This is a genomic window from Erythrobacter sp. SG61-1L (genome assembly GCF_001305965.1).
Classification (GTDB): domain Bacteria; phylum Pseudomonadota; class Alphaproteobacteria; order Sphingomonadales; family Sphingomonadaceae; genus Andeanibacterium.
Map to the genome: position 1 here is coordinate 2,017,993 of NZ_JXQC01000003.1, position 25,509 is coordinate 2,043,501.

The 25,509-nt window shown below is 62.3% G+C and carries 19 protein-coding genes; 12 read left to right on the forward strand and 7 right to left on the reverse strand.

From position 1 onward, the window contains the following. Positions 1-251: 251 nt before the first annotated feature. Both SZ64_RS10055 and SZ64_RS10060 read right to left on the reverse strand, forming a co-directional pair. Entirely contained in the window at positions 252-899 is a 648-nt protein-coding gene (locus SZ64_RS10055; protein WP_054530704.1) for a response regulator transcription factor, read from the reverse strand. Further along, positions 889-3,348, reverse strand: coding sequence for a histidine kinase (locus tag SZ64_RS10060; RefSeq protein ID WP_162225105.1), 2,460 nt, complete (start codon positions 3,346-3,348; stop codon positions 889-891). Before SZ64_RS10060 ends, SZ64_RS10055 begins: the two co-directional genes overlap by 11 nt. 208 nt (positions 3,349-3,556) lie before the next feature. On the opposite strand from SZ64_RS10060, the gene SZ64_RS10065 reads away from it, so the two are divergent. The 5 genes from SZ64_RS10065 (at position 3,557) to SZ64_RS10085 (ending at position 9,778) form a co-directional block, all read left to right on the forward strand. Continuing rightward, positions 3,557-5,806 (forward strand): TonB-dependent hemoglobin/transferrin/lactoferrin family receptor, encoded by a 2,250-nt coding sequence (locus SZ64_RS10065; protein ID WP_241773020.1) that lies wholly within the window; start codon positions 3,557-3,559, stop codon positions 5,804-5,806. A gap of 22 nt (positions 5,807-5,828) precedes the next feature. Continuing rightward, positions 5,829-6,815 carry a DUF6607 family protein gene (locus SZ64_RS10070; RefSeq protein ID WP_054530706.1) on the forward strand — a complete coding sequence of 329 codons (987 nt, stop codon included), beginning with the start codon at positions 5,829-5,831 and terminating at the stop codon, positions 6,813-6,815. Positions 6,816-7,061: 246 nt separating this feature from the next. After that, on the forward strand, positions 7,062-7,514 hold the full coding sequence (locus SZ64_RS10075; protein ID WP_241773021.1) for a hypothetical protein: 453 nt from the start codon (positions 7,062-7,064) through the stop codon (positions 7,512-7,514). A gap of 129 nt (positions 7,515-7,643) precedes the next feature. Continuing rightward, entirely contained in the window at positions 7,644-7,970 is a 327-nt protein-coding gene (locus SZ64_RS10080) for a UrcA family protein (RefSeq protein ID WP_193391519.1), read from the forward strand. 242 nt (positions 7,971-8,212) lie between these two features. After that, on the forward strand, positions 8,213-9,778 hold the full coding sequence (locus SZ64_RS10085) for a tetratricopeptide repeat-containing sulfotransferase family protein (RefSeq protein ID WP_054530709.1): 1,566 nt from the start codon (positions 8,213-8,215) through the stop codon (positions 9,776-9,778). Between the two features lie 64 nt (positions 9,779-9,842). Here the strand turns inward: SZ64_RS10085 and SZ64_RS10090 are convergent, their stop codons facing one another. The 5 genes from SZ64_RS10090 to SZ64_RS10110 form a co-directional block, all read right to left on the reverse strand. Next, a complete protein-coding gene (locus SZ64_RS10090) occupies positions 9,843-12,263 on the reverse strand; it encodes a TonB-dependent receptor (RefSeq protein ID WP_054530710.1) in 2,421 nt (806 codons plus the stop codon). Positions 12,264-12,461: 198 nt separating this feature from the next. Next, on the reverse strand, positions 12,462-13,430 hold the full coding sequence (locus SZ64_RS10095; protein WP_082384526.1) for a sterol desaturase family protein: 969 nt from the start codon (positions 13,428-13,430) through the stop codon (positions 12,462-12,464). Positions 13,431-13,914: 484 nt separating this feature from the next. Then, the gene (locus SZ64_RS10100; RefSeq protein ID WP_156313603.1) at positions 13,915-14,853 is read right to left on the reverse strand and encodes a YncE family protein; all 939 of its coding nucleotides are present in this window, start codon (positions 14,851-14,853) and stop codon (positions 13,915-13,917) included. 25 nt (positions 14,854-14,878) lie between these two features. Continuing rightward, positions 14,879-15,889, reverse strand: coding sequence for an MBL fold metallo-hydrolase (locus tag SZ64_RS10105; RefSeq protein ID WP_054530711.1), 1,011 nt, complete (start codon positions 15,887-15,889; stop codon positions 14,879-14,881). A 26-nt stretch (positions 15,890-15,915) separates the two neighbouring features. After that, complete coding sequence (locus SZ64_RS10110; RefSeq protein ID WP_054530712.1) at positions 15,916-17,004, reverse strand: MBL fold metallo-hydrolase; 1,089 nt, start codon at positions 17,002-17,004, stop codon at positions 15,916-15,918. A 207-nt stretch (positions 17,005-17,211) separates the two neighbouring features. Between SZ64_RS10110 and SZ64_RS10115 the strand changes: the two genes are divergently transcribed. The 7 genes from SZ64_RS10115 to uca are packed head-to-tail and all read left to right on the forward strand — an operon-like array spanning position 17,212 to position 25,496. Beyond that, positions 17,212-18,297 (forward strand): putative urea ABC transporter substrate-binding protein, encoded by a 1,086-nt coding sequence (locus tag SZ64_RS10115; protein WP_054530713.1) that lies wholly within the window; start codon positions 17,212-17,214, stop codon positions 18,295-18,297. 28 nt (positions 18,298-18,325) lie between these two features. After that, a complete protein-coding gene (locus SZ64_RS10120) occupies positions 18,326-19,141 on the forward strand; it encodes an ABC transporter permease subunit (protein WP_054530714.1) in 816 nt (271 codons plus the stop codon). Next, positions 19,138-19,926 carry an ABC transporter ATP-binding protein gene (locus tag SZ64_RS10125; protein WP_054530715.1) on the forward strand — a complete coding sequence of 263 codons (789 nt, stop codon included), beginning with the start codon at positions 19,138-19,140 and terminating at the stop codon, positions 19,924-19,926. The genes SZ64_RS10120 and SZ64_RS10125 overlap by 4 nt, the downstream gene beginning before the upstream one ends. A 12-nt stretch (positions 19,927-19,938) precedes the next feature. Continuing rightward, entirely contained in the window at positions 19,939-20,436 is a 498-nt protein-coding gene (locus SZ64_RS10130) for a CopG family ribbon-helix-helix protein (protein WP_054530716.1), read from the forward strand. Then, on the forward strand, positions 20,433-21,257 hold the full coding sequence (locus SZ64_RS10135) for an urea amidolyase associated protein UAAP1 (protein WP_054530717.1): 825 nt from the start codon (positions 20,433-20,435) through the stop codon (positions 21,255-21,257). The genes SZ64_RS10130 and SZ64_RS10135 overlap by 4 nt, the downstream gene beginning before the upstream one ends. A 19-nt stretch (positions 21,258-21,276) precedes the next feature. Continuing rightward, entirely contained in the window at positions 21,277-21,912 is a 636-nt protein-coding gene (locus tag SZ64_RS10140; RefSeq protein ID WP_054530718.1) for an urea amidolyase associated protein UAAP2, read from the forward strand. Next, complete coding sequence (uca, locus tag SZ64_RS10145; protein ID WP_054530719.1) at positions 21,909-25,496, forward strand: urea carboxylase; 3,588 nt, start codon at positions 21,909-21,911, stop codon at positions 25,494-25,496. Before SZ64_RS10140 ends, uca begins: the two co-directional genes overlap by 4 nt. The last annotated feature ends 13 nt before the right edge of the window (positions 25,497-25,509 follow it).

Below are 25,509 nucleotides of genomic sequence, written 5' to 3' on the forward strand. Positions count from 1 at the left end.
GGCCGGCGCGTGCCCCTCTCGCGCCAATCGGATCACGCAAATCGCTTCCATCGTCGCACGGAGGCGTTACGCGCCGCCGTTGCGGCGAGCCGGAATGTCGTCAAGGAATTCCCATTGAGTTTCATGCGCTTGTCCTCATGAAACGAAGGGCGACCACAGTCCCGCTCGTGGCAAAGAAGATAGGCTCGCAGCCACCGGACGGAACTGGCCACCCGGCCAGTCACCCCTATACAGATGTACAGGTCAGTCGTTCAGAAGTCGGTGTCGTCCACCAGCCGGTTACGGGCGGCCAAAGCCGCCGCCTCAGCGCGATTGGATACACCCAGCTTCAACAGGATCGCACTGACGTGATAGCGGGCCGTGGGCAGCGATATGCCCAGATAGGTGGCGATCTCGCCATTGGTGCAGCCTTTGGTCAGCAAGGCCAGCACGCGGCGCTGTTGGCCGCTCAGCGTCACTTCGTCCGGCGCGGGGGAAGCCGGCGCGGGCATTGCCGCATCATTGCCGGGTTCGAAAACGCTCTCCCCTGCATGGACTCTGCGGATCGCATCGGCCAGTTCCTCGGCCGAAACCGTCTTGGGCAAGAAACCGCTGACACCGGCGGACTTCATCTGGGCCACCGTCTCGCCATCTGCAAAGGTGCTTAGGCCGATCACGCGCACATCAGGGTGATAACGGCGGATGGATTCCGTGGCCCCTGCCCCGCCCATGCCCTGCATCCGCACATCCATCAGCACGATATGCGGCCGGTGGAGCTGGCAGAGGAACAGCGCTTCCTCCCCGCTCTCCGCCTGCCCCACCACGGCAAAGCCGTCCATCGCGCCAATCACCTGGGACAGGCCAGCGCGCACCACCATGTGATCGTCAACCAGAAGGATGCGGATCGGGTCAGCCGTCATTGTGTTCCATCCACACCAAAGTCACGGTCGTTCCCCTGCCCGGCGCGCTGTCCACCTCAAGCGAGGCCTCGATGCGCTCCGCGCGTTCCCGCATAATCTTCAGGCCGAGATGGTCCCCAACTACGCCATCCGGGTCGAAACCGCATCCATCGTCACCAATGACGAGCAGGGCCTGCCCCGGCAAGCATTCAAACGTCACCCGTACTTCCTGAGCCCCGGAATGGCGGGCAATATTGTTCAACCCCTCTTGCGCAACGCGATGGAATGTCGTGCTCACTTCCGGCGGAAGCGCTCCTCCGCCATTCACCTCCACATGCATTGCGATGCCGTGGGCTACCGCGAATTCGCGAGCCAGCGCCTCTATCCGCTCTCCCGGTGGTAACTGCTGCTCTACTGACCCGCTGCGCAATTCGGCCAGCAATTCCCGCATTTCCGCCAAGGCATTGCGGTTGAGCTGGGCCAGGCGCGCCACGGCCTGAGCGCCCTGTTCCGGATCGCGGCGCCACTGTTCGGGCACCGTATCGGCCAGCAGGGCGGCGGAGAACAGAGTTTGACTGACGGAATCGTGCAGGTCTGCGGAAAGGCGGGCGCGTTCTTCCAACTGGGCATTGCGCGCGGCAATATCCGTTACCTCTTCCACCCGCTCGGCCACCATCGCCTCCAGTCCATTGACCATGTCGTGCTGCGAACGAGCCATGGCGTTGAAGGATTCGGTGAGATAGCCAATCTCGTCATTGAAGCTGACCCGCACCTGCGTGCCCAACTCGCCATCCCGGAAGCGCCTGATCCCGCGCAGCAGCCGGTCGAGCGGGCGGACAAGAAAGCCGCGATAGAGCATCGGCATTCCCACCATGGCCAAAAGCACTGCCCCAATCAGGAATGGCACGATCGGCCTGTAGAGCCGGTCGAGATGAGTCAGAAAATCGTGGTAATAGTCGCGGATTATCGGCGCGGAGGGTGCCGTGCCCAGCGATGTGCCATAACCAGGCGAGATACCCATCAGCCAAGGCGCGGCAAGCGGTTCGAACGGCATGAAGCGCGGCTGGGCCGGCATGGTCAGATAGGCGAAGTCCACCCGGCCATTGGCGTGCAGCACCGCCTGAAAGCCATAGCAGCGATCTTGCAACGGCGCGCAATGGTCTCGCCGCGTCACCACGACGCGCCGGGGATGAACGCGTACCTGCACCGTGGTTCCGCTTTCCGGGATGGCTACCAGCAGCGGATAGATTGCGGGCTGCGCACCATATCTGAAGACTAAGTCCGTCGGGCGCGGCGGGTGTTCGAAGCCGATGGTGCCGTCGCCCGCCACGTGGATCTTACGGTGGGTGCGGCCAAAAAAGCTGAAATCGAATGGCAGCGGAACCTCCGCGCCGTTCCGGTCGATGATCCTGCCCGCGACGGGTTCCGGAGCCAGCGGCACTTCGCCCACGGCATAAGTGCCATCCGCCATGGGCGAAAAGCGCACTTCCTGGCCGGCAACCACCATTCCCGGCGCCCTGAATTGCGAGAAATAGCCCGGCCCCACGATCCACGAGGCACCGTTCACCGTGGCCAGCAGCAGAACGACGCTGATCGTGGTCAGCTTGAACAGGAAAGACGAGCGCTCAGGCAGATAACCGAGATAGACCAGCGTGAAGCCGGTAAGCTGGGCCAGCACCGACCAGCAGATCAGAATGTCGGTGGAATAGGGGCCTAGCAGCCCTTCGTTCTGCAGGACCAATCCCGTCGTATGGACGATCGGAAGCAGGGCGAACACCACGAAACCGCGCGCTGCCTTTGCTTCGCGATTGGCTGGCGGGCTGGCAACCATCTGCCACAATGCCTTGAGATTGCCCACAAGGCCGGATGGGGGCTGCGGCAAAAGCGCACTCTGTGCGTGCAGAAACTGCCGCACGAACAGCAGCCCCAGCCACAGCGTGCTGGCATTGAGCCAGTTGGCTGCCCAATCCGGCCGCATCCAAGGATCGCCAGCAATCAACCCTATATCCGTACGCACCGCCACTGCCGCTTCGGCGATTAGCGCCACGCCCATGAGCGCACCGATCACCATGCTCTCGCGCTCGGTGCCCGGCAGGCGGCGGGGGAAACGATAGGCGAACTGGATAAAGGCCGCCGCCGCGCTGCCCCCCATGAAGGATATCCACGGAGAAGCCTGCAAGGCGAAGGACGATGGCGAAAGCCAGGGCATCGCATAGGCCAGCCAACCTCCGCCCGCCATGGCGTGGTACAGGGCGGTCAGCAGACCGGGAACCAGAAAGCCGATGGTGAGGCAGAACAACAGGGTGGGCACAAAGTCCCGCCCTTGCCGGCGTTCCGTATAGGCCCGTTTGCCCAGATATGCGGACAGCATGAGCGCAAGCAGAAGCAGCGACAAATAGCTGATCGCGCCGGGATTCCAGAGCAGGCCCGCGCCAACGGCCGTGTCTTCTGGCGCCAAGGGTTGAATCATCGCATGCCCCCGCGCCTCCATGCGCAGGCTTAGTGCTTGTGATCAAGGCGTTCCTCTTGCCCTCTCTACCATGACACCCAGTCGCCCCGAGGCTTCGGACTGCGTCAGGCAAGCAATCGTGCCAGCCCGTGGCCGATCCTTGACGGATTGCCTCACTCGCCTTAATCGCTACTGCGACTCATTCGCATTTGCAATTCAGGAGGAAATTTTGGCAACAGGGACCAGCGCAACCGGGGCAATCGGGGCTGCCCGGAACAGCGCGCTCAGGGCGGAACGACTTGGCGCAACCGCCGTTGCTTTGCTCTGCACCACGGCAATTGCCGCACCAGCATTCGCGCAGGACAACGACGGGCTCTATTGGGCAGAACGCCGCAAGGCGATCACCGTCACTGCCACGCGCCTGCCCACCGATGCGGTGAATGTACCCGCCACGGTTTCCGTCATCACCGCGGAAGACATTGCCGACCAGTTGGCGACCGACATCAAGGATCTGGTCCGCTTTGAGCCGGGCGTATCGGTCCAGCGCCAGCCCGCCCGCTTCGGTGCCGCGCTCGGCTCCACCGGTCGCGCGGGCAATGCTGGCTTCACCATTCGCGGAATCGGCGGCAACCGCACGTTGATCATGGTCGATGGAGTGCGCGTGCCCGATGGCTTCAGCTTCGGCGCGCAGGATGTAGGCCGGGGCGACTATGTCGATCTGGGGCTGGTCAAACAGGTGGAAATCCTGCGCGGCCCGGCCTCCGCCCTCTATGGATCGGATGGGCTCTCCGGCGCCGTCGCCTTCACTCTCAGCGAGCCGCAGGATTTCCTCGACAAGGGCGCCAAGATCGGCGGCCTTGCGCGCGCTTCTTACAGCTCCGCGGACAATGAGTTCACTGAAACCGCCATTGTCGCGGGCGGCAGCGAGCGGCTTTCCGCCATGGTCGCCTATACCCGCCGGGACTTCGAAGAACTGGACAACAAGGGCACGAATGACGTGACCGGCTCTGCCCGGACCACGCCCAACCCACAGGAAGGCCATGCCAATTCCGTGCTCGGCCGGATCGTGTTCAAGCCCGGTGGCGGCCACAAGCTGCGGCTGACCGGCGAATATACCGGCACCTACCTGTTCACAGACGTCCAGTCGGGCCTCAGCGGCACCGTACTGGACCTCAAGGGCACCGACACGGGCAACCGCGCCCGCATAGCCGCCGACTGGACCTGGGAAGGCGAAGGCGCGATCGATTATGCTCAGCTCGGCCTCTACTGGCAGGATGCGGAAGACCGGCAATTCACGGCGGAGGACCGCAACCCTGCTGTCGATCGCACGCGCCTCAACACCTTCGAAAACCGCGTCTATGGTGCATCGGCTGAATTGCGCAGCAGCTTTGCAACGGGCGGGCTGGATCACCGGATCGTGTTCGGCGGCGATGTTAGCTTCACGCGGCAGGAAGGATTGCGTGACGGCACCGTGCCGCCCGCTGGCGAAACCTTCCCCACCCGTGCCTTCCCGGCCAGTGATTTCATGCTGGGTGGGCTGTTCGTGGGGGACGAGATTTCCATCGCTGACGGCGTGCTGACGCTGTTCCCCGCGCTGCGCTTCGATGCCTACAAGCTGGACGCAACCGACGATCCGCTGCTGCCGGGCTTCGTGGGCGCGGACCAGTCCGATTCCCACCTTTCCCCTCGCATCGGCGCGGTGGTGAAGCTGTCCGACAATATCCGCCTGTTCGGCAATTACGCCACCGGCTTCAAGGCCCCCGAGCCGGGCCAGATGAACCAGTTCTTCGAGAATCTGGCCTATGGCTACACATCGGAACCCAATCCCGATCTCGGCCCGGAAAAGTCGAAGAGCTTCGAAGGCGGCATCCGCGTGACGGCAGGCGAACTCAGCCTGTCCGCCACGGCCTTCCATGCCGATTACACGGACTTCATCGCGCAGGAAGTGGTCGGCGGTTCCTTCACCCCGCAGGACCCGGCGATCTACCAGTTCATCAATATCGGCAAGGTCAAGGTCGAAGGGCTTGAGGGCAAGGCTGAATATCGCGCGCAGAACGGCATCACCGCCCGCTTCGCCATCGCCTATGCCAAGGGTGACGAGATTCTGGACGGCGGCGGCAAGGCGCCGCTGGCCTCGATCGATCCGCTCAATCTCGTGCTCGGCCTGGGCTATCGCGATCCCGGCGGAGCCTTCGGCGGCGAAGTGGTGCTGACCCACAATTCCCGCAAGGAACTGGATCGCACCACCGGCACCTGTTCCGGCGACTGCTTCCGCCCCGACGCCTCGACCATCATCGACGCCACGGCCTTCGTGAGGCTGGTCGAAAGGCTGACGCTGCGCGCGGGCATCTTCAACATCACTGACGAGAAATACGCGCTGTGGAGCGACGTGCGCGGCCTGGCCGCCACCTCCACCGTGACCGATGCCTATACCCGCCCCGGCCGCAACGCCAGCGCCTCGCTCAGCTTCCGCTTCTGAACTTCGACAGGGACATTCATCCATGAAACCGATCAAGAAACTGCTGGGCGCCGGGCTTGCCGCGCTTGCCCTTGCCGCCGGCACACCGGCACTTGCCCATGGCCCTCTGCCCGAAGGCACCCCGGCCGAGGAACGCGCCGCCTATGAAGCCGACCGGGCCGACATCCTGGCCATGGCGGGCGATTTCCGCGTGCGTTTCGACATGCAGGAATCCACCCGCTGGCGCAGCGATTACGAGCCGATCCCGGCCAAGGTTTCGGGCGGGTATGAAAGCGTGCGGGTGATCGAGGATAGCGGCACCAGGATCGTGCTGCAGCACCTGCTGGTGGTGGACATCGAAGGCAAGAGCCATGTGATCAAGCACTGGCGGCAGGATTGGGAATATGCGCCCGAAAAGATCCTCGCCTATTCCGGCCCGGATAGCTGGAGCTGGGAGGAAGTGCCCGAAAAGATGCGCCATGGCCGCTGGTCGCAAACCGTCTGGCAGGTGGATGACAGCCCGCGCTATTCCGGCTGGGGCCAGTTCGAAACGCAGGGCGGCGTGCGCCGCTGGCGCTCCAGCTGGACCTGGCGTCCCCTCGCCCGGCGCGATGCTGTGCGCCACCCGGTCTATGACCGCTATCTGGCGATCAACCGCCACCAGCTGACGCCCGACGGGTGGATTCACTGGCAGGACAACACCAAGATGGGCCTGATCGGCGGCAAGCTGGAGCCGGTGGTGCAGGAATATGTCCTCAACACCTATACCCGCTTCAACGGCTATGACGTGAAAGCCGCCGACGATTACTGGGCTGCCACCAAAGGCTATTGGACAGCCGTGCGCGGCATCTGGGACGAGATCGCAGAGAAGAAGGGCGGCATCCACGTGAAGGAGGAAGCCGAAACCGGCACCGTCATTTCCGGCCGCCTGCTGGAACTGGCCGACGAGGTTCTCAACGGCCAGACGAAGGAATCCGCCGCAATTGCAGAAGCCCGCAAGCTGATCGACGGGAATACCGGGGGCAAATGATCCCCGTCGTTCGGCAAGGGCAGGTGCCCGCCCCCGTCATGCAAGGGAATGGGGGCGGGCACTGTTGCCTTGGCCGAAGCAACGCCGTTTCCGACGTGTCGCCCGGTACGTGCAACTGCCGTCCGATATTACGCTTGACGCGCTAGGTAACATCAATAGTCTCTGCTCAGGTCTTTCAGAACCAGATCACTGGGAGAGTGTCAGCAGTCATCGGACGGTTATCCGCCCGATGGAAGGAGACTCTCTATGGTCCGGTCGTCCGGCTTCGACGCATTCTCCCAACAAACCAAACGATTGGCTCCGATTGGGGGCCGAGGCAGCTTCAGGCATTCCATTGCCCTTGCCGGGGCAATGTTCGCCGCAAATCTGGCGACGCCGGCAATGGCGGCTTCTGAAACATCAACAAGGCTGGTCAATTGTGGCGAGCAAAGCTGCCTGATGGTTTCCGGACATCGTGACGATCCGAGCGCAATCATCACCATCAACGGCCAGCCAGTATCAGTCGAGGGTGAGCGTGGCTGGCGGGTACGCGTCCCGGTCGACACAGTGCGCGCATGGTCTGCGCCGAATGCACGGACGATCGAAGTCACGCTGCTTGATCCAGGTACCCTGCAGGAGACTTCAGCCAGTGTCGATCTGCCGATTGGCCTGCTGGGCAACCTGACCGATCTTGCGGTTCTGGAGGTCAGGGCCCGCTAAACCCAATCTTGTGCGCACATGTGCAAAAAATGGCGAAATTCCGCCAATCCTTGCCTGCGCACGCCTATAGGCCTATGGCGATTCTCAGCCGTCAAAGAGCGGCGATGACCAGAATCGCAGGAGATGACGATGAAGAAAGGCCTTTTGGCCCTGGCCGTGTTCGCCATGGCCGGCTCGGCTTCGGCCGCCACCAATGACCCGTTTGTTCAGGACAAGGCGACGCTTCGCCTTGACGGGCTTGATCTGTCGACCGTCGATGGGCAGCAGCGCCTTGCTATCCGTATGGATCAGGCCGCCCGTGCAGTTTGCGGCGACGACAATCTGGCAACCGTGCACCTGACGCTCGGCGCATCCGCACGCGAATGCCGCAACACCGTGATTGCGGACATCCGCAGTCAGATCGAAGCCCGCATGGCTGCAAAAGCCTCGCAGACCCGCTTCGCTTCCAGCCGCTGAGCGCCATTGTCCAATGTTCCCTGGCCCGTTTTTCGGGCTGGGGGCGGACATCCCGATACTCCTGCAATGTCGCGCTGCGGAACAGGCGATAATACCTTTGCCAAGGCAGGTAACACTTCATAAGCTGCGCTGATGGACCTTATCGCCAGCCGGTTTCCCACTGAAACTCCTGCGCCTTCCCGGTTTTCCGCCAAAGCGCCGCTGCTCGCGGCAAGGCCCTGGGCTAGTCTGGCGGACATGCCGTGACGTTGGAGGCGCAAGCAAGGGCGGCGCTCAGACGTGGCGACCTGCCTGCTGCGGCCTCTGCTGCCAAGGCCCTCGCCCAGTCCGAACCCGGCAACCCTTCAGGCTTCTTCCTGATGGGAATCGTTGCTGCAAATGCAGGACAGATCGCCAAGGCAGTTCCGCTGATCGAAGCTGCCGTTGCACGCGGGCCGACTGCCGAGCATCTGGCCCAGCTCGCGCGGATGCTCATCCTCCTGCGGCGCGATGGCGAGGCAGGGAATGCTGCGCGCAAAGCGCTGGCACTGGGACCCGCCGACGCTTTGACATTCGACACCATCGGCTGCGTGCTGGCCCGGCTCGGCGAGCATGAGGCCTCGCTGGTGCCCTTTGCCGCTGCCGTGAAGGCGGAGCCGGAGAATCTCGAATTTCGCTACAACCTTGCTGCCGCCAGCGGCTTCACCGGCAGGGTCGAAGATGCGCGCGATCATTACGAGACAATCCTGGCCGCCGATCCGGTCAACGCGCGCGCGCATTACGCGCTGGCTATCCTTTCCCGCCAGACCAGTCGGGCAAACCATGTCCCCCGGCTCGAAGCCGCATTGAAGGCAGCACAGCGCCCCGATGACGCGCTGCGTATCCGCTATGCGCTGGCCAAGGAAATGGAGGACATCGGCGATCCCGCTGCCTTCCGCCACCTTTCCGCCGCCAATGCCGAGCACAAGCGCACGATCCGGTACGAATTTGCGCAAGATGCGGCGATCTTCGATGCCATCGAGGCTTTGTTTGCCGGCGGGACAAGCGCCCTCGCTTCCGGCACAGGCGATCCCGATCCGGCGCCCATCTTCGTCGTGGGGATGCCTCGCACCGGCACGACGCTGGTAGACCGTATCCTGTCCTCCCATCCGGATGTCGTTTCGGCCGGAGAACTTCAGGACATGCCGCTGGCCGTGAAGCAGTTAGCGGGAACGCCTTCGCGCGTGGTGATCGACCCCGAGACCGTCGCGGCGAGCGCCAATGTTAATCCCGCGGCCATTGGCGAAGCCTATCTGGCGCGGGCTGCGCATCACCGCCCCGCCGGACCGCCGCGCTTCACAGACAAGCTGCCCGCCAATTTCCTCTATATCGGCCACATAGCCCATGCCCTGCCGAATGCCCGGATCGTGTGCCTGCGCCGCAATCCGATGGATACGGTGTGGAGCAACTACAAGAACCTCTTCGCCAGCCAGTCGGCCTATTACGCCTATTCCTATGACCTGATGGACACAGCCCGCTATTTCGCGCGCTTCGATCGACTGATGGCGCTGTGGGATCGGCTTTTCCCCGGCAGGGTACTGCAGCTGTCCTATGAAGGGCTGGTGGCCGATCAGGAAGGGCAGACCCGCCGCCTGCTCGACCATTGCGGGCTTGAATGGAACGAAGCCTGCCTGTCATTCCACGAAAACAGCGCCGCCGTGGCCACACCCAGTGCGGCGCAGGTCCGCCGGCCGCTCAATGCCGACGCAGTCGGCAAATGGCGTGTCCATGAGCAGGCTTTGCAGCCAGTGGCCAAGTGGCTCGAAGCGCAGGGCATCGCTTTGGCGTGATGCCCGGACAAGCAAACGGGGCGCCAGCCGTTTCCGGCAAGCGCCCCGCCCGCTGTTCGTCACATCAGAACTTGTAACGTGCTTCGAGGCCGAAGGTCCGCGGGCTGATCACCGTCTGACGGTAATAGCGCACGGCCACACCATCGTTGACGCCAATCCGGGACCTGTCGTTGTCGACCGACGTTACGGCATATTTGTCGAAGATATTGTTCGCAAACAGGCCGATGGAGTATGTGTCGGTTTCATAGGTCAGCGATGCGCGATGCAGCACATAGCTGGGGATTTTGTCGCCATAGGCGCGATCCCAGCCAAGGCGGGAAATAACGTCCCCGCGATAGGTCGCGGTCCAGTTGGCAATCAGATCGCCGTTCGCGAGGGGCTTGGTGTAAGTTGCCCCAAGGCTGCCCGAATTCTTGGCCGAGCCGGGCAGTCGATCCCCAGAGAGAGCATCGAGCTGATCAAACCGGTTTGAATAATCGCCCGGGGTTTCTCGAATGGTGAGAATGCCCGGTACGTCCTCGGTCAGCTTGGCATCGGTGTAGGAATAGGTGCCCTGGATCGACAATTCGGGAACCGGCCGCAGCTGGAACGAAGTTTCGAAGCCCTTCGACCTTGCCGTACCACCATTCACGGTAATGCCGGTGGCGCCGTTCAGAGTAGCCGATGCAACCTGCAGGCCGCTCCAATCGATGTGGAACACGTCGAAGTTGAAGGTCAGTTTGCGGTCGAACAATTGCGTGCGGAACCCGATTTCGACGTTCTTCGTAGTGTCCGGCCCGTATTGCAGTTCGTTCGGCAGGGCGCAGATGTTCTGGCCCGGGGGCAGCGGATCGTCACACGGTGCAACAGTGTTCGGGCCGCCGATACGATAGCCTTTGCTGTAAGTGGCGTAGAGCATCAGGTCCGGAGTGAAATTGTAGGAAGTGTTGAATTTCCACACCCAGCCATCCTGCGATGCACTGCCGCCACGCACTGTCTTGTCATAGGGACTGAGCGGCTGGCCGAGCAAAGGCAGCGTCTGCGCACCGGCAATGTCCGACGTATATTTGAAATAGCGGGCGCCAGCCGTGACCTGCCATTCGGGCGTGATCTTGAACGAGCCTTCACCGAAGATCGCCTTCTCGGTCACTTTCGACGTGGTGTAGGATACGTATTCAAGCGCGTTGGGGTTACTATCGGTGTCTACCCAAGGGTGGCCCGGCACATGCTCCGCATAATCGCGCTGCGACTTCTGCTCGTTGTAGAAACCACCGATCACCCAGTTGAACGGGCCGCCATGGCGCGAGACGAGGCGGACTTCCTGATTGACCTGCTTGTAGTGGTTCTCGCTCTCGTTCCAGCCGGAGAAGGCGGGGAACAGTTCGTAATCATAGTCCAGATCGAGCAGCAGGTCGGTAACGTCGCCCTGCGTCTTGGTGCGGACATCGGTGTAGGCCGTGGTCGAAACAATATCGAAGATATCGGCGATGTTGGCATTGATTTCCATGCTGGCCAGATGCGCATTGCGCTCCACCGGCTCGATATAGCGGGCGGCATTCTCATATTTGCCGGTGCCAAGCACGCCAGCGCTGTTGGACTGCGAACCGTCGGTCTTGGTCTGCTGATAAGCGTAAGTGAAGATCACCTTCAGGTCTTCACTGGTCTGGAACAGCAGCTGATTGCGCGTGCTGAAGGTCTTCTCGAAATTGAGATCCTTGAGCGTGTACAAATTCGCGGCATAGCCTGCGTCCGAAACGCTGTCCGGGCCATCGGGCTGCGGCAGCGAAACGCCCGGCTCCTGAATCAGCATCGAATAGTCGATGAAGCCCGGATCGTAATAATATCCGGTGGACGACCGGAAAGCGATGTGATCGGTCACGATGGGCAGGTTGATCACGCCATCGATCTGGTAGCCCAGATGGCCACTGTGATCCTTGCCATAGAAACGACCGTGGACCTCGCCTTCGACGTCGGTCACGTTCGGGCGGTTGGGGATATAGCGGATGGCGCCGGCCAGCGTGCCCAGGCCATACAGCGTGCCTTGCGGGCCAAGCAGGGTTTCGACCCGCTCCAGATCCAGCAGCTTGAAATCGTAATAGAGCGGAACTTCGCCGAGATAGACGCCCAGCGCATTGTCGGTGTTTGAACCGTATGCATCCGTATCCGAAGCGCGCAGGCCGCGCAGCACGATGGTGCCGGTGGAACGCGGCCCGGTGTCGGTGATGGTCATGCCCGGCGTGAAATCGGCCAGATCGCGCACGTCGTCGATCCGCTGGCGTTCGATTTCCTCGGAACTCACGGCCGAAATATTGATCGGCGTTTCCATGATCGTCGTGCTGCGGCGGGTGCCGGTCACGATGATCGCATCTTCATAAGTGGTGGCGGTCGAATCCGCTTCCGTCGCGGTCTCCACCATTTCCTCAGCCGATGCCTGGCTGGCGAATGCCACACCGGTGAACATCGTGGCGGAGAGAAGTCCCAATCGCAATTTTGCGCAATACGTCATGTCAGTCCCCCTGATTGGGTTAAAACTTCCCCGTGCCCTGGCGCGCACCAGAACCGGATTAGTCTTTTGATTTGAGGATCTTGCGCTGTCCCGGTCGCCACTTTCTGGCCTATTGACCGGCTTGCTGGCTGCTCGGCTTATTTATGAAACCTGCCGAGTCCCGCGATCCGAATGTTACCCCTGCGATCCGCCTAAACCTCAGCCTGGCGTGGTGGCCGACTTGCTCCGTCTCGTCTTGTAGCCGTCAATCATCGGCTGAAACGGAAACATGAACTGTTCGTAGATCGAAAGCCGCTTGCGATCGTCCTGGCCGACGATGGCGGATTCACCTTCGCGATAGGTGCCGAACATGCGGTCGAAGACGATGATCGAATTGCCGTAATTGCAGCGCGTATCTTCATAGCTGAGCGCCGTGTGATGCAGGCTGTGGTTCCGGATAGTCGTGAAGAAGAAGGAATAGGCAAGCGGAGGATCGGCGCGGACATTTGCGTGCGCGAAGCCGGAAATCACCCCGCCCATATTGATGGCGCAGAAGATGGCCGCCTCGTTGAAATCGAGCAGTGCGATCACGCTGAGGCTGATCAGGAACAGCTCGATCGGATTGCCCACGAAACCTTTCATCGCATTGAGTTGGGTAACGTGATGATGCGGCGCATGAGTAAGCCAGAGCGGATACCAATTATGCATCCAGCGATGCATCCAGTATTGGCCGAACTCGATCAGCGAGATCACGATCAGGGCCTGCACCAGAAAGGGCAGTTCCTTCATCCACGGGGTGGAAATGCCGAGCGCTTCCTTGATCGAGAGCAGCGGCTCTTCTGCCAGATTGCTGGAAACCCAGGAAATCGCAGTATAGCCCAGCACAACGTAGAATACGTCGGTCAGAAATTCGCGCTTGTTCAGGCGCCAGCCTTCATGCCGTTCGAAGAACCATTCAAGGCCCTGAATCCATGCGATAATCGCCACGCCGGTGATGACGAGAGTCCACGGATATTCGACGACCGATTTCGGTGCGAGCCCCCAGAACAGAATGACAGCAGCGAGCGTGAGCGGCGGTATCAGGTTGACAAGGGTGGCCGAAATCCCGCCGCGACCCGGATCGCCCGCGCCTTCAGGGGCGAACTGATCTGCTGGCTGAGGAGCACTGGTGACCGGCGGCTGGCCCATAGAAAATCTCCATATCAAGCCGGTACCCGGCTCAATCTTGCAGATCCTCTCCCCCATGTCCCTGATGCCGCTCTTTAGGCGACAAGGGACACGGTACAGATATTACCTAATGCGTCAAGAGTATTAATCTGACGGGAATTTTCGCGCCTGCCAAACGAAAAAAATCCCTGAAAACCGCTATTTTTCCGAAATTTGGTAACAATGGAAATTATGAAGTAATACCACAACTGTTATGCGGATATGCCGCGGAACGGCACCTCGTGCGCGGCTGGTAAAACCCGATTGTCATCGCCGATTCGTGCAATTGGAGCCAGCACGGCTGTTCCTTGGCCCGAGGTTGAGTCGAGGTCAGGTCATCAGCGAAACTGGCCCGGCCGAACCCACCATGAGCAATAGGCAAACGCCAACGATCCCGGATCTCGCCGGGATGAGGGATCAGCTCATACTGAAATGGGCGGACGACCTGAATTGCCGCCCGCGAGAGTCAGTCTTCGGATTTCGGCGTGTCGGCTTCGGCCCACCAGGACAGCGTGTGCTCGTCATGGGCCGTGGTCCAGATACCCTGCGGTGTGTAGCGCAACGCACCGCTGCCCGCAGGCTTCCCGACCCGGGCGGCCACTTCCATCGTCAGTGGGTCGATCACGGCGAACACCTGATCGTCGGTCGTGCGCAGCCACACCTTGCCGCCGCCAGTGTCAATATCGCCCCACTTGAGATTGTCGCCAACCTTGATCCGCCCGGCGACTTCCACCGTATCGGGATCGACCCGCACAAGCGTGCCGTCGGCCTGTTCCTGTACCCACACACCGCCTTCACCAGCGGCAAGGAAGCCGGGCATCTTGCCCAGCGTGATCGTGTGGGTGACGGAGTTGGTGGCAGGATCGATGCGCTGCAGGGTCTGGCCCATGCCGCTCACCACCCACAATGCGTCAAAGCCGAAGGCGAGATAAGACGCGCCGACCGTTACCGGAATCGTGGCCACCACGGCATTGGTTTCCGGGTCGATCCGCGAAACCTTCCCTGCCTTCTGGTCAGGCGCCCAGATCGAACCGGCGCCTGCCACTACGTTCAACTCGCCGCTCGGGCCGATGCCCGCCGGGATCGTCGCCACAACCGTGGCGGCCACAGGGTCTATGCGGTAGACTTCGCCGCCATCGCAATTGCCCAGCCACAGCGATCCGAAAGCGATGCTCATCGCGCCGCAGGGCTTGGGCACATCCACGGAAGCGCGCTTGCCCTCGGTCGACCATTGCTCGACCCGCCCGGCGTTGGTCGCCCACACCGTGTCCCCGTCCACCGCCAGAAAGTCGGCAAAGCCGGGCACACTGATCTGCTTTTCGGACAGTTCCGACGCATGGGCGGGCAAAGCGGCTGAGAACGCAACCGACGCCAGTGCCAGACCGATGGATTTCTTCATGCGCATGCTGCTCTCCTGGTCCGCTTGCGGCTCAGCTGTACCGATAGGGGTTCTTGTCGATCGTGGTCGTTCCCCGCGTCTGGTTGCAGAGGAAGACCGTGCCGGTGAAATAAATGCCCGGCTCCGTGATCGTCTTGGCGTATTCGAAAGCCTCCCGCAGCTGCGCCACGGTCATTTCCACCGGCGCCTCGTCGGGCTGCCAGGTCATGCCATAGGCATAATCTTCGTTCGCATTGCTGATCTCCACGTGGCAGCCCATCACGTGAGTGACCGGATGGGTGTCGCAGAAATCGATCAACCGCTTCATGCTGTCGAACCATGGCTCCCAGAAGCTGATGTAGCAGCGGCCGCGGTAGAACATGTCGCCGGTGAACAGGATCTGGGTGTAAGTGTCGTAATAGCAGAATTCCGACACCACATGGCCCGGCGATCCCCAGATCAGGATGTCTCGCCCACCCAGATCCAGCGTCACCTTTTCTTCCGGGAAATTGGTCATGCCCCAGAAGCCGACCATCTCGTCATGGGTCAGGCCCATATAGCGGGTGTTGGGCCGGTCAGCGAACTGGTTGACCGCAGCATAGTGATCCGCATGCAGATGGCTGAAAGCCACAAGCAATTCCAGGCTGGCCGGGTCGCGATCGTTGCGGCGGCACCATTCCTCGATGCACTGGTCCACGATCCCGCGCAAATCCCAGTCGTTGCGCAACTGCACGAAGCCTTCGTCCAGCAGCAGCACGCGATCATTGCCGAAATAGAGCGGAGCGAAGGGTGCTTCGTAACTATACGCCTTATTCTGGCGCAGGATCGCCGTGTGCGGGTTGTACCAGTGGACCTGAACCGGCGGATCGGTGTTGTCCATGCAGGAGGACGAACCGCAGATCCACTTCTTCGGGAAGTCGCCCGGCGCGGGAAGGTTGCTCTTGAAGTCGACCGGCGCCCCCCTCGTAGCCGCAGATGCGACATCGGCCAGTGCGGTAAGGCCCGCGCCGGAAAGCGGCACAGCGGCCAGAGCATTGTAGGTAAGGAAAGTGCGGCGATCCATGGCAGCTCTCGTCGTTCGAAGGGGCGTCAGAAGGGGCGCGGCGCGTTGATATTGGGCACGCCCTCGGGCCAGACCTGTGTGCGCTGATCGGGGCTGACCCCGTTGAACAGCACGAAGTCCGGCCGGATCAACATCATGTCCTTGCCCTTGACCTCGCGGGCGTAAGTCACAGCCTCGTCAATCAGTGACGGCTCCATTTCCAGCAGACGCTCGTAAGGCTTGTAAGTGGCGAACCGCGCGTAATACTTGCCAGGCACGAACATCATCTCGATGTGGCCACCGAGGATCCATTTGACCGGCTTTGAAGCGGCATAGGCCTGCAGCCGTTCGAGCGAAGCGACGAAATCCCCATCATTGCTGATGTTGATCTTGCCCGGAAACAGCAGATCGCCAGTGAACAGGAAATCGCAATAGGGATCGTAGAAGGTCACCCCATCCTTATGCGCACCGGGCGTGGGGATCACTTCGATCACCCTGTCACCCAGATCGATCGCCCCAATGCCCGAAGGCCAGCTGCCGGCCAGCCCGTAGAAGCCCTTCATCGCGGCGAGCGGCCGGGGAACGATGGTGGTGTCCGGCCTTCCGGCAAACTGCACCAACCCCTGATTTTGCGCAATGTCCTCGCCCGATGTCAGTGCGACAGTGAGCGGCACATGCTTCCGCCCGCGTGCCTGGCTCCAGCGGGTAACGATCGCGTCCACCGTCTGGCGCAGCGGATAGTGATCGGCATTCGCGGTCGCTCCGCTGTCGATCAGCAGCGCGCCCTTGTTGCCGAACAGAAGATATGTGAACGGGGCCTCCCAGTGCACGCAGACATTCTGCCGCAGCACGTAGGTGTCCTCATTATATTGCACCACCTGCACGCGAGGATCGCGGTTCTTGGCGGCAATGTTGGAACCGTAGGTCCAGCGGAAAGCCAGATTGCCGGGGGCCGGCCCATCGCATGTGTAATCGTGCACCACCGCTTCCGTGGGGTGCAGCGGCACCGCGCTGTCGGTATTACGGGCACCGGCCGGATTGTAGCCGAGTGCCGGATTTCCGTTGGGATAAGCACGAGCAGTGGCCGATTGCGGATTGCCGGACAGTGCTGGGTTATATGTCGGGCTCTGAGGCATCGAAATCTCTCGAAACGGCCGCGAATGCAGCCTTGAACGATTGCCTTCGATGCACGCCCTCCCAGACGCCGCGGCTGTCCGGTCAGACTGGTTCCGGCCCGCGAGGCAGTCATCATATGGATATTACAAACTATATCAATGGTAATAATTGCCGATGGACAACGCCTCGCTTTGGCGCAATGCTGCACGTGCGAAAGGAGTCGAATCATGCTCAATGGAATCCGCGCCGCGGGAAGAACTGCTCTAATAGCTTGCGCCCTGCTGGTTGCGTCGTGTTCGCCTTCGGCGACCGAAGCGCCTGAGCCGAAGACTGACTTCAATATTGGCTGGTCGATCTATGCCGGCTGGATGCCCTGGCCCTACGCCCAGCAGGCCGGCATCGTGAAGAAATGGGCCGACAAATACGGCCTCAAGATCAATTTCGTGCAGGTGAACGACTACGTCGAGTCCGTGAACCAGTACACCGCCGGCAAGCTTGACGGTGTGACCGTTGCCAACATGGACGCACTGACCATCCCCGCTGCAGGCGGCAAGGATACCAGCGCGATCATCGTCGGCGACTATTCCAACGGCAATGACGGGATCCTGCTCAAGGGCGCAGACAGCCTGGCCGCGATCAAGGACCGCAAGGTTAACCTCGTGGAGCTTTCGGTTTCCCACTACCTGCTGGCGCGCGGGCTTGAATCGATCAACCTGCCGCTGACCGCAGTGAAGACCGTGAACACCTCCGATGCCGACATCGCGGGCGCCTTCACTTCGCCGGACGTCACCGCCGCAGTCGCCTGGAACCCGCAGCTTTCGGCAATGAAGGCTACTCCGGGGGCCAAGCTGGTGTTCAGCTCGGCAGACATTCCGGGCGAAATCTTGGACCTGCTGGTGGTCGACACCGCGACGCTGAAGGCCAACCCCGATCTCGGCAAGGCCCTTGCCGGCATCTGGTACGAAACGATGGCGCTGATGGAGAAGCAGGATGCCGAAGGCAAGGCAGCCCGCGCGGCCATGGCGAAGCTTGCCGGGGCCACCCCGGAAGAGTTCGACAGCCAGCTGTCCACCACCTATCTCTATGCCGATCCAAAGGCGGCCGTTGCGGCCACTTCCTCTCCCGCTCTCATCACCACGATGACCCGCGTGCGCGACTTCAGCTTCAATAACGGCCTGTTCGGCCAAGGTGCGAAGTCCGCCGATGCCATCGGCATGTCGTTCCCCGGTGACAAGACTCTCGGCGACAAGAACAACATCACCCTGCGCTTCGATGCGACCTTCATGCAGATGGCCGCGGATGGTAAGCTGTAAGGGGCAGGCTTAGAAGAAAAACAGACCTATGCGTTGGGTGAACCGCCGGATCCGGCGCGGTAACAGTATCATTCTGGGTGCGATCCCGATCGCGCTTCTGGTATTGCTCTATCTCGTGATCGCGGCGGGCCGCCATGCGGCCAACCCGAGTGACAAGATCCTGCCCCTGCCCGGGGCGATGGCCGAGGCGATGGCAGCCCTGCTGTTCCAGCCCGACCAGCTCTCCGGGCGGTTGCTGTTCTGGGCCGATACACTCGCCAGCCTCGAACGGCTGGGCCTCGGCCTGGGCATATCAACGCTCTCGGCCTTGCTGGTGGGGCTGGTTCTGGGAGTTCTCCCGCCGGTCCGCGCCACCTTCGGGCCACTGGTGACGGGGATCGCCGTCGTCCCGCCGATCGCCCTGCTGCCGATCCTGTTTATCGCCTTCGGCCTTGGGGAGACCTCCAAAGTGGCCCTGATCGTCATCGGTATCGCACCGTTCATGATCCGCGACGTCGCAGCCCATGTCGCCTCGCTGCCAAGGGAACAGATCGCCAAGGCGCAGACCTTGGGTGCAAGCAGCTGGCAGCTGATGCTGCGCGTTGCCCTCCCGCAAGCCATGCCGCGCCTGATTCAGGCGGTGCGCCTGTCGCTCGGGCCGGCCTGGGTGTTCCTGATCTCCGCCGAAGCGATCGCATCCGACATCGGGCTGGGCTATCGTATCTTCCTCGTGCGCCGCTACCTCTCGATGGACATCATCCTGCCCTACGTCGCATGGATCGCGTTGCTGGCGGTGCTCATGGACTTCCTGCTGGCGTGGACCAGCCGCAAGCTCTACCCTTGGGCACATGGAGCAGGCCATTGAGCGCGCTCCTCAGCCTCCGCAACGTCTGGGTCGAATATGGCGACAAGGTCGTCCTCGAAGACGTGTCGCTCGACATCGCGGCAGGCTCCTTCGTCTCGATCATCGGCCCATCGGGTGCGGGCAAGAGCAGCCTGTTACGGGTAATCCTGGGACAGGAAGTTCCGACGCGCGGCTCAATCATGCTCGACGGCGTGCCCCTGCCCCCGGAATGCGGGCCGGATCGCGGCGTCGTGTTCCAACGCTATTCCGTGTTCCCGCACCTCTCCGTGCTGGAAAACACGCTGTTCGGCCTCGAATGCGCGCAGGCGCCCTTCACAGGCCGACTGTTCGGCGCAAGGCGCCGTGCCGCCATTGGCGAGGCGGAAGAGATGCTTAAGGCCGTTGGCCTTGGCGACAGCCTGCACCTCTATCCGGCCGAGATGTCGGGCGGGATGCAGCAACGCCTCGCCATCGCGCAGGCCTTGGTGAAGCGCCCCAGAATTCTGCTGCTGGACGAACCCTTCGGCGCGCTGGACCCTGGCATCAGGGCCGACATGCACGCGCTGATCACCCGGTTGTGGAGCGATTATTCGCTGACCGTCATCATGGTGACGCACGACATCAAGGAAGCCTTCTCCCTCGGCACCCGCGTGCTGACGCTGGATAAGCGCCGCCATGATCCCCATGCCCCGCATCGCTTCGGGGCAACGGCGGTCTATGACCTGCCGCTGACGAAACCGGCGCCGTTGTGCCCGGTGGAGGACGAAGTGATTAGTATTACGATTGACATAATTGATAATAATTGAGAGGATTGCAGGATGAGCTCCGACCCAACCAGTCTCGCCCGACTCAGCATGAGTCTCCCGGCAGAACTGTCTCGCCAACTGGACATGATGGTTGAGGAGCGCGGCCTCCCTTCCCGCTCCCAGATGATCGCCGAACTGATCCGCCACGCCCTGGCAGAGCATGAGGCACTGACCCGGCCGGAGAACATGCTCGCGGGCACGGTCACGCTGGTCTATCGCGGCAATCGCGGGCGTGTGCGGCAGCAGTTGGCGGAGACGCAGGTCGACTATCTGAAGGAAGTGATTTCCTCCCAGCATGTCTTCCTTGAAGACGACCAGTCGCTGGAAGTGTTGCTGGTGCAAGGCCCGGCCATCCGGCTCAAGGCGCTGTGCGATGCGCTGCGCAGCATTCGCGGCGTACATCAGCTGCAACTCGTCACCACTACTGCCCTGCTTCCGCCGCTGCATGAGCTGGACGAGCTGGAAGACGATTCCGCCGAAAGCCTGCCCGAAAAGGAAGCCGCCGCATGACAGCAATCCTCGCCGATCCCATGGCCGCGCGCGATCATGCCCGCGCGATGGCCGGTACCGTGGTGGAAGCGATGCCGGTCTTGCCGCCGGTCGCCGCCGACCTTCCCGCGCATGTTTCGGCCGAAGACCTTCTGTGGGAAGAAACGATTGCTGCGGGCGGTTATGCCACCCGCAAGCTGGCGCGCGGATCGCGCCTGCGCCTGATCGACCTTGAGGGCGATGCCTGCGCATCCCTGCTGATCTACAATGCCGAAATGCCCAGCGAACGGCTCAACGTGGCCGATACGGTGAAGGTGCAATGGAACGCCTATCTCGGCGCCGGCAAGCTGCTGCTGTCCGACATGGGGCGCGTGCTGATGAGTATTCTGGAGGATGAAGCGGGCACGCATGATGCCTTCTGCGGAACCTCCAACGCGGCGACCAACGAAGCGAAATATGGCGAAGGCCGCAATAGCGGCGCCTTCCCCAACGGGCGCGACCGCCTGCTGCTGGGCTCGGCCAAGCACGGGCTGCAGCGGCGCGACGTCCACCCCTGCGTGAACCTGTTCAAGGGCACGAAGATCGAGCAGGACGGAACCATCACTCCGCTGGTCGGCCCCTTTGAGGCCGGGCGCAGCATGGTCCTGCGCGCGGAAATGGACGTGATCGTAGTCATCGCCAATTGCCCGCATGTGCTCGATCCGCGCGACCAGTGGGTCGTCACACCCCTGCGGGCTACCGCCTGGCGCGGCGCTGTGACGCCCGAGACCGACCCTATTCGCAATTCAACGCCGGAAGGGCTGCGGGCCTTCCAGAACGTCGAAGACTATTTCCGCCGCTAAGAAGGACGCCAAGGCCGCAATGACCACCGATCCGGACCACTCAGGCCTATCCGGCACTGTCGTTCACGATGAAATCGTTCCAGCGCGGGCGCCGTGGCTGCACCATGTCGCCGCCGGGCAGACATTGCGGATCGTCGATCTGGAAGGCAATCAGGCGGTCGATTTCCTGCTTTATTCCGCTGCCGACGATGCCGAACGCTACAGCGCGCAGGATACTGTGGCGGCGCAGGGCAATCTGTTCCTGAAGTCAGGCACCGTGCTGCGTTCCAACGAAGGGCGCGCGATGATGACCATCGTGGGCACATCGGTCGAATATCACGACACGATCGGCGGCGCCTGTTCCTGTGAATCCAATACGCTGCGCTATGGCCATCACACCAAGGCCCAGCATGCCTGCGTCGAGAACTTTCTCGAAGCCAACCTGCTGGAAGGCCGGGGCAAGCGCGACATGGTTTCGAACATCAATTTCTTCATGAACGTGCCGGTGGAGGAAGACGGCGCGTTGGGTATCGTCGACGGGATTTCCGCGCCCGGCCTCACGGTCGATCTGCGCGCGGACATGAATGTGATCGTCGTCGTGTCCAACTGTCCGCAGATCAACAACCCTTGCAACGCCTTCAACCCCACGCCGGTTCGGATGATCGTCACCGCATGAGCTTCGATACAGTACTGGTTGCGAACCGGGGGGCAATCGCCACCCGGATCATCCGCACGCTGCGCCGCATGGGCCTGCGCTCTGTCGCGGTCTATTCCGAGGCGGACGCTGGCTCGCTGCACGTCTCGCAGGCGGACGTCGCTGTCTGCATCGGTCCCGCCCCGGCTGCGGAAAGCTATCTGGACATCGCCGCCATCCTCAAGGCCGCGAAGGATACCGGGGCAGGCGCGATCCATCCCGGCTATGGCTTCCTGGCCGAGAACACTGAATTTGCAGAGGCCTGCACGGCCGCCGGCATCGCCTTCATTGGCCCAACGCCGGAAAATATCCGCACCTTTGGACTGAAACACAGCGCTCGGGCGCTGGCGGCCGAGCATGGCGTGCCGCTGGCGCCCGGAACCGGTCTCCTCACTGACGAGGAAGAGGCGGCGGCAGCCGCGCGGGAGATCGGTTTCCCCGTCATCCTGAAGGCCACGGCGGGTGGCGGCGGCATCGGTATGCGCATCTGCGAGGATGAAGCCGCGGTACGTCAGGGTTTTGCCGCCGTTGCCCGGCTCGGCGAAGGCAATTTCGGCGATGCGGGCGTATTCCTCGAACGCTATATCGGCCGCGCCCGTCACATCGAGGTCCAGATCTTCGGTGATGGCACCGGCCGGATCATGCCATTGGGCGAGCGGGATTGTTCATTGCAGCGCCGCAACCAGAAGGTGGTGGAAGAAGCACCCGCGCCCCTGCTCTCCGCCGCCAAGCGCGCCGAACTGATCGATGCCGCCGTCCGCCTCGGCGAAGCCGCACGCTACCGCTCCGCCGGGACAGTCGAATTCCTGTTCGACGCAGACCGCCAGGAGTTCTTCTTCCTCGAAATGAACACCCGCCTTCAGGTCGAACATGGCGTGACGGAAGAGGTGATGGGTATCGATCTGGTCGAATGGATGATCCGCGGCGCAGCCGGGGATTACGCCTTCCTTGATGCGGAACCACCGGTGCCGCAGGGCCATTCCGTGCAGGTGCGCCTCTATGCGGAAGACCCCGCGCTGGATTACCGCCCCACTATCGGCACTCTGACGGCCGTCAGCTTCCCGGAGGGCATTCGCGCCGAAACCTGGTGCATGGCCGGCGGCACGGTCAGCGCATGGTACGATCCGATGCTGGCCAAGCTGATCGTCCACGCACCCACGCGTGAAGGCGCGATCTCCGCAATGCAGGCCGCATTGGACGAAAGCCGGATCGACGGCATCGAAACCAATCTGCGCTGGCTGCGCGATGTGGTCCGCAGCGAGAAATTCGCCAGTGGCGAAGTATCGACCCGGCTGCTGGAGATGGTCAGCTACAACCCGCGCAGCATCCGCGTGGTCAGCGGTGGCACGGCCACCACCGTGCAGGACTGGCCGGGCCGACAGGGCCTATGGGCCATCGGCGTGCCGCCGTCAGGCCCGATGGACGATCGCTCGTTCCGGATCGGGAACAGAGTACTCGGCAACCCCGAAGGCACTGCAGGGCTTGAGGTAACCGCCAGCGGCCCCACGCTGGTCTTCAACTCGCCCGCGCAGATCTGCGTCACCGGTGCCGATTTCGGTGCCACACTGGACGACCAGCCGATCGAGCGAGGCACCGCCATTGATGTTGCGGCAGGCCAGACCCTGGCTCTGGGCCGGGCGGCAGGTGGCGGCATGCGCGGCTATATCCTGTTTGCCGGGGGGCTGGACATCCCACCTTACCTCGACAGCCGCAGCACCTTTGCGCTGGGCCAGTTCGGCGGCCACGCGGCACGCAGGCTGCTGGCCGGCGATACACTGCACCTGGGCACCTCCGATACCGGCGCACCCGTCGCCCCCAGCCCCACGCCCAATTTCGGCGAAACCTGGACCCTGCGCGTCCTTTACGGGCCGCATGGCGCGCCTGATTTCTTCACCGAAGACGATATTAGCGCGATCCTGGCGGCCGAATGGCAGGTGCATTACAACAGCAACCGCACCGGCGTTCGCCTGGTCGGCCCCAAGCCCGAATGGGCGCGCAAGGATGGTGGCGAAGCGGGCCTGCATCCCTCCAACATCCATGACAATCCCTACGCCATCGGCGCGGTGGATTTCACCGGCGACATGCCGATCATCCTCGGGCCGGACGGTCCCTCGCTCGGCGGGTTCGTGTGCCCGTTCACGGTAATCGCCGCGGATCGCTGGAAGATCGGGCAGCTCTCCCCGGATGACCGGCTTCGCTTCGTACCAGTGACTGCCGCCGATGCTGCCATGGCCGATCAGGCTCCGCTGGAACTCCCTTCAGCGCCGGAACCTGCGCGCGACATTGCGGATCTTTCGCCGATCCTTGCAGACATTCCGGCACAGGGCGCTCGTCCCCGCACGGTCTATCGCCAGCAGGGCGACCGGAACATTCTGGTCGAATACGGCCCCATCGTGCTGGACATAGAACTGCGCATCCGCGTCCACGCGTTGATGACCGAGCTGGAGGAACTGGCGCTGCCGGGCGTGATCGATATCGTGCCGGGCATCCGTTCCCTCCAGCTTCATTTCGACGGGGACGTGCTTGATCAGCGCGGTGCCCTTGCCGTGCTGATGGCGGCCGAGGAATCGCTGGGCGATCTGGAGGATTTCTCCGCACCTTCCCGCATCGTCCACCTGCCGCTCAGCTGGCGCGACCCGGCGACGCTGGAAACCATCGAAAAATACATGGGCGCGGTGCGCGACGATGCACCGTGGTGCCCGGACAATATCGAGTTCATCCGCCGCATCAACGGTCTGCCCGATGCAGATGCGGTTGAGAACCTGATCTTCGATGCCAGCTATCTCGTCCTCGGTCTGGGCGATGTCTATCTCGGCGCGCCGGTGGCCACCCCGGTCGACCCGCGCCACCGGCTGGTGACGACCAAATACAACCCCGCCCGCACCTGGACGCCGCCCAACGTAGTGGGCATCGGCGGGGCCTATATGTGCATCTACGGCATGGAAGGGCCCGGCGGTTATCAGCTGTTCGGCCGCACCATTCAGGTGTGGAACACGCACCGCCAGACCGATGCTTTCGTTGACGGCAAGCCCTGGCTGCTACGCTTCTTCGACCAGATCCGCTTCTTCAAGGTAAGCGCGGAAGAACTGGCCGAATGGAGGCAGGATTTTCCCAATGGCCGCCGTTCGATCACGGTCGAGGAATCCGAATTCCGCCTTGCCGATTACCGCGCCTTCCTTGCGGAGAATGCCGAGGCCATCGCAACCTTTGAAGCACAGCGTCAGGCCGCCTTCGACGAGGAGCGCGCCGAATGGCAGCGTTCCGGCGAGTTCGACCGGGTGACCGATCTGGAAGAAGGCGGCGATGCCGGTTCGGCCGAAGCAGTGGCCATCGAAGTCCCGGAAGGCGCCGATCTGATCGAGGCCCCCTTCGGCGGCAGCGTGTGGAAACTGATGGTGGCCCCAGGCGACACTGTGGAAGCGGGCGAGATTATTGCCGTGATCGAGGCAATGAAGATGGAATGCCCCTTCGAAAGCCCGGCCAGCGGCACCGTTGCGGCACTCTACATGCAGGAACGGCAGTCATTGCAGCCCGGCACGCCCATGCTGGCGCTCAAACGCCATTAAGCCTGTTCGCCTG

Excerpts from the sequence above, each read along its gene's own strand:
- SZ64_RS10055 (WP_054530704.1), bottom strand. The coding sequence starts at position 899 with ATGACGGCTGACCCGATCCGCATCCTTCTGGTTGACGATCACATGGTG.
- SZ64_RS10060 (WP_162225105.1), bottom strand. The coding sequence starts at position 3,348 with ATGATTCAACCCTTGGCGCCAGAAGACACGGCCGTTGGCGCGGGCCTG.
- SZ64_RS10070 (WP_054530706.1), top strand. The coding sequence starts at position 5,829 with ATGAAACCGATCAAGAAACTGCTGGGCGCCGGGCTTGCCGCGCTTGCC.
- SZ64_RS10075 (WP_241773021.1), top strand. The coding sequence starts at position 7,062 with ATGGTCCGGTCGTCCGGCTTCGACGCATTCTCCCAACAAACCAAACGA.
- SZ64_RS10080 (WP_193391519.1), top strand. The coding sequence starts at position 7,644 with ATGAAGAAAGGCCTTTTGGCCCTGGCCGTGTTCGCCATGGCCGGCTCG.
- SZ64_RS10090 (WP_054530710.1), bottom strand. The coding sequence starts at position 12,263 with ATGACGTATTGCGCAAAATTGCGATTGGGACTTCTCTCCGCCACGATG.
- SZ64_RS10095 (WP_082384526.1), bottom strand. The coding sequence starts at position 13,430 with ATGGGCCAGCCGCCGGTCACCAGTGCTCCTCAGCCAGCAGATCAGTTC.
- SZ64_RS10100 (WP_156313603.1), bottom strand. The coding sequence starts at position 14,853 with ATGCGCATGAAGAAATCCATCGGTCTGGCACTGGCGTCGGTTGCGTTC.
- SZ64_RS10105 (WP_054530711.1), bottom strand. The coding sequence starts at position 15,889 with ATGGATCGCCGCACTTTCCTTACCTACAATGCTCTGGCCGCTGTGCCG.
- SZ64_RS10110 (WP_054530712.1), bottom strand. The coding sequence starts at position 17,004 with ATGCCTCAGAGCCCGACATATAACCCAGCACTGTCCGGCAATCCGCAA.
- SZ64_RS10115 (WP_054530713.1), top strand. The coding sequence starts at position 17,212 with ATGCTCAATGGAATCCGCGCCGCGGGAAGAACTGCTCTAATAGCTTGC.
- SZ64_RS10120 (WP_054530714.1), top strand. The coding sequence starts at position 18,326 with ATGCGTTGGGTGAACCGCCGGATCCGGCGCGGTAACAGTATCATTCTG.
- SZ64_RS10130 (WP_054530716.1), top strand. The coding sequence starts at position 19,939 with ATGAGCTCCGACCCAACCAGTCTCGCCCGACTCAGCATGAGTCTCCCG.
- SZ64_RS10135 (WP_054530717.1), top strand. The coding sequence starts at position 20,433 with ATGACAGCAATCCTCGCCGATCCCATGGCCGCGCGCGATCATGCCCGC.
- SZ64_RS10140 (WP_054530718.1), top strand. The coding sequence starts at position 21,277 with ATGACCACCGATCCGGACCACTCAGGCCTATCCGGCACTGTCGTTCAC.
- uca (WP_054530719.1), top strand. The coding sequence starts at position 21,909 with ATGAGCTTCGATACAGTACTGGTTGCGAACCGGGGGGCAATCGCCACC.